We start from the raw sequence: 2,157 nt of genomic DNA on the forward strand, positions 1-2,157 counted from the left end.
GGAGACGGGTGAGTTCGCGGCGACGAGCAGGGCCGCCAGCACCATGCGCTGCTTCAACGGGCCGAGGGGCAGTTCCTGGCCGCCCCGGTGGACCGCGAGCGGGCCGAGGACGGTGAACCGGAGTGCGCCGGGTGAGGCGGGCTGCGCGGACGGACTCGGCATCGAGCAGACCGATCAACTCCCGTCACCATACGGAGGTTCGCTCGATGCCGAGTCCGTCCGCGCAGCCCGCCTCACCCGGCGCACTCCGGTTCACCGTCCTCGGCCCGCTCGCGGTCCACCGGGGCGGCCAGGAACTGCCCCTCGGCCCGTTGAAGCAGCGCATGGTGCTGGCGGCCCTGCTCGTCGCCGCGAACTCACCCGTCTCCGTCGACGCGTTGACCGAGGCGGTCTGGCCGGACGAGCCCCCTCGCACCGCCCGCAAGAACATCCAGGTGTACGTGAGCGCCCTGCGCGCGCTGTTCTGCCAGGGCGCCTCGATCGATACGTCGACGGAGACGGGGGACCGGCCGCGGCTCACCCACACCTGCGGGGGCTACGTCCTGCGCGCGACGGAGGAGGAACTCGACCTCCTGGGATTCCGCTCCCTGGTCCGCGCGGCCGAGGGGCAGCCGCCCCGGACCGCCGCGCGGCTGCTGGGGCAGGCCCTCGACCTGTGGCGGGGCGCCCCGCTGGGGGACGACCTCCGCCAGTCGCCCGCCCTGGCCGAGGAGGCCGAGCGGCTGCGGCTGCGTCACGTGTCGGCGTACGAGAGCTGGGCGGAGGCGGAGTTGGAGCTCGGGGGCGCGCCGGCCGTGGTCGAGGGGCTGCGCGACCTGGTGGAGCGCCATCCGCTCCGGGAGCGGCTCCGCTCGGCCTGGATGCGCGCGCTGAGCGGCGCGGGCAGACAACCCGAGGCGCTCGCCGTGTACGACGACTACCGTCAGCTCCTCGCCCGGGAGTTGGGCCTTGAGCCCAGTGGAGCCATGACCGCCCGCTACCGGGCCGTCCTCGCGGGCGACACCCGGTCGGGCGCGGGCCCGGCCGTCCCACCGACCGGCGGGAGACCCGCCGTACCACCGAAGCCCGTCGTGCTGCTGCCGCCCGACCTGGCCGACTTCACGGGCCACGGCCAGGAACTCCACGACGTCCTTGACCTGTTGGAGGACGGCGACACCTCGGATGCGGCCGGCCCGGGCGGCACCGGCAGAGCGGGCGGCGCGCGGGACGCGGGCGGCGTCGTGCTGCTGTCGGGCCCCGCCGGCTCGGGAAAGACCGCCCTGGCGGTGCGGGCCGCCCACCTCCTCGCCGCCCGCTTCCCCGAGGGCCGCCTCTGTATCTCCCTCCGGGACGCGGACGGCTCCACCCGCCCCCTGTCCGCCGTCCTCGCGGAACTCGGCGAGCGGACGGGGCGGAGCGTTCCGCCGGGCCCCGAGGCCTGGCGGGAGTGGCTGGCCCGCCACCGCGTCCTGGTGATCCTGGACGACGTCCCCGAGGAGCGGGCCGTGCGCGCGCTGCTCCCGAGCGGCGGACGGGGCCGGGTCCTGCTCACCGCGCGCGGCCAACTCGGCGGCCTGGCACCGCTCCACCGGATCACCGTCCCGCCGCTCGACACCGCCGACGCCGTGCAACTGCTCACCGGGCTCGTCGGCCCGCGGCGGGTCCGGGCCGACCGGGAGGCGGCGCTGCGGATCGTCCGCGCGTGCGGCGGGTCGCCGCTGGCGGTCCGGGTCAGCGGCATGCGGCTCGCGGTGCTCCGGCACGTCCCGCTGCGGGAGTTCGCGGACCGGCTGACCGATCCGGCGGGCGCCCTGGACGAACTCACCGCGGGCGACGTCTCCGTACGGCAGCGGCTCGCGCACGGCTGGGAGGCGCTCCCGGAGGACCGGTGCCGTGACGCGGGCCGGCTGGCCGCGGGCACCGGGGACGGCCCGTTCGGTCTGATGGAGGCGGCGGAGGCGCTCGGCTGCGACGAGCGGCACGCGGTGCGGGTGGTGGAGGCGCTCATCGACGCCGGCATGGTCACCTCACCGGGCGGCGAGGTCACCGCGCACGCGGTGCAGTACGACATGCCGCACCTGATACGGCTCTACGCCCGAGGCGTGGGCTACGGGACGCCGGTGCTGACGTAGGGGTAGGGCGCGCCCGGCATCGGGCGGGGCGGGCGCGCCCTACCCC

General features: G+C 76.5%; 1 protein-coding gene. It reads left to right on the forward strand.

Annotation, left to right across the window (positions count from 1 at the left end; all coding sequences use genetic code 11):
• The first annotated feature begins 206 nt into the window (after window positions 1–206).
• Complete coding sequence (locus tag EAO70_RS37265) at window positions 207–2,111, forward strand: BTAD domain-containing putative transcriptional regulator (RefSeq protein ID WP_148007187.1); 1,905 nt, start codon at window positions 207–209, stop codon at window positions 2,109–2,111.
• Window positions 2,112–2,157: the final 46 nt, after the last annotated feature.

The sequence above is a fragment of the Streptomyces sp. adm13(2018) genome (assembly GCF_008042145.1).
GTDB lineage: Bacteria > Actinomycetota > Actinomycetes > Streptomycetales > Streptomycetaceae > Streptomyces.

What these genes read in the sequence shown, in the direction of transcription:
- EAO70_RS37265 (WP_148007187.1), top strand. Translation starts at nt 207, where the DNA reads ATGCCGAGTCCGTCCGCGCAGCCCGCCTCACCCGGCGCACTCCGGTTC.